The organism is Amycolatopsis rhizosphaerae (assembly GCF_007713715.1).
Lineage (GTDB): Bacteria > Actinomycetota > Actinomycetes > Mycobacteriales > Pseudonocardiaceae > Amycolatopsis_E > Amycolatopsis_E rhizosphaerae.
Window position 1 is genome coordinate 1 of sequence record NZ_VJWX01000803.1, and the last position, 1,678, is coordinate 1,678.

Here is a 1,678-nt window from a genome sequence, read left to right on the forward strand (position 1 = left end):
GACTACACCGCCACCCTGCTGGCCGCCTGCCCGCCACACGTCCGCCGCGACGTCTACCGCGTCACGGCCGAGCCCGGTCCCCGCCGGGAATCCGCACCCCACCTGCCCGGTGTGGTCGAACACCTCGTGCTCGCCGCGGGGCGGGCGATGGCCGGCGTCGCCGGGGAACCGGTCGAACTCTTCCCCGGCGACTACCTCGCCTACCCGGGCGACGTGCCCCACGTGTTCCAGGCACTGGAGCCCGGCACCCACGCCGTGCTGATCTCCGAGCACCCCTGAAGCCGGGATCTCCGGGGAATCCCCGATGCGGGCCCGCCCCCGGCTCCGGCACAGTGGACCCATGACCACACCGACGAAGCGGCTGACCAGGTCCCGGGAGAACCGCGTGCTCGCGGGCGTGTGCGGCGGGATCGCCGAACGGCTGGGCTGGCGGCCCGGCACGGTCCGGCTGCTGGCCGTGCTGTCCTGCCTGCTGCCCGGGCCGCAGTTCCTGATCTACCTCCTGCTGTGGATCACCCTCCCCGACGGTCCACAGTAGACTCTCAGCCCGCCGCGGGCGGGAACGGGACCGCATCCAGCACCGGGATCAGTTCCTCCTCTTCGTAGTCCAGGTGCGCCTCCAGCTCGCGGGACATGCGGTCCAGTTCCGTCCGGAACCGGTCCGGATCGGCGGAACCCACTCCCGCCAGCAGAGCCTCCAGTTCACCGCGGATCCGCGCCACCACGCGATGCTCGGCGCGCAGGCGCTCGATCACCTCCCGCAGCCGGGGATGCCCCCGCTCCAGGCCGGGCAGCATCACCGCGTCCTCCCCCTCGTGGTGGAAGCGCAGCGACTCGCAGAAGGCCAGGCAGTGCTGGCGGATCCGCAAACCGAGCGCGGCGGGCGAGGCGCCGTTGTCCCGGTCGGCGAAGTAGGTGTCGGCCTCGGCGCGGACCCGGGCGAGCTGACCGCGCAACCAGCCGTGGATCTCGACGAGTTTGGCGCCGAGCGTGCGGGCCTCGCCGGATTCGGTGTGGGCGCGCTCGAGGATCACGACGGGCAGCGTCCGGTCCACTTTGGCCTGGTAGTCGGCGAACCCGGGGGCCCGCTCCACGATCAGGGCGAACAGCCGGTCCCGTTCGGCGCCTTCGGCCGGAACGCCGACCGCGCCGAAGGTTTCGCTCCCCAGCTCCACCCGGGCCATCGGGTGGGCGAGCAGGTTGTGGTACCACGCGGGATGCCGCGGGGCACCTCCCGCGGAGCCGACCACCAGCAGCCGGTCGCCGTCGCGGACATAGGCCAGCGGCGAGGTCTGTTCGAGGCCGGACCGGGCGCCCACCGTGGTGAGCAGCAGCAGGTCGCCCCCGGCGAACGGCCCGCCGACCCGGCCGGAATGGGCGCGAAACTCGTCGACCACGGATTGGTTGAATCCGCTTACTCGCGACGCCGGACGCACATGGGGATTACGGTTTTCGGGCAAGAAGAAACTCCTCACGAATGACGGGAAAACGGCAGCGTGAAGCGGCGGCCGGGCCGCGTCGGCCCGCCGCGAATCACACGGTGAGAAAGGAAAAAAGCCGGTCAGGGCCGGAACGGCCGGAACCGGATGCGGGAAGGCGTCAGAACAGACGCGTGATGTCGATGCTCACGATCACTCCCCGGAATTTTACGGTGCCTCCATGGCCGAGACCGTTCGAC

3 protein-coding genes are annotated in these 1,678 nt (G+C 71.2%); 2 read left to right on the forward strand and 1 reads right to left on the reverse strand.

Annotated features, from left to right (window positions below):
• On the forward strand, nucleotides 1-279 hold a 279-nt coding region (locus FNH05_RS36980), incomplete at its 5' end, for a cupin domain-containing protein (protein WP_425458533.1).
• 61 nt (nucleotides 280-340) lie between these two features.
• The gene (locus FNH05_RS36985) at nucleotides 341-538 is read left to right on the forward strand and encodes a PspC domain-containing protein (protein WP_144593476.1); all 198 of its coding nucleotides are present in this window, start codon (nucleotides 341-343) and stop codon (nucleotides 536-538) included.
• A 4-nt stretch (nucleotides 539-542) separates the two neighbouring features.
• Here FNH05_RS36985 and FNH05_RS36990 read toward each other — a convergent pair whose 3' ends face one another.
• Entirely contained in the window at nucleotides 543-1,397 is an 855-nt protein-coding gene (locus FNH05_RS36990; RefSeq protein ID WP_246128164.1) for a nitroreductase/quinone reductase family protein, read from the reverse strand.
• Nucleotides 1,398-1,678 lie beyond the last annotated feature (281 nt).

Excerpts from the sequence above, each read along its gene's own strand:
- FNH05_RS36985 (WP_144593476.1), top strand. The coding sequence starts at position 341 with ATGACCACACCGACGAAGCGGCTGACCAGGTCCCGGGAGAACCGCGTG.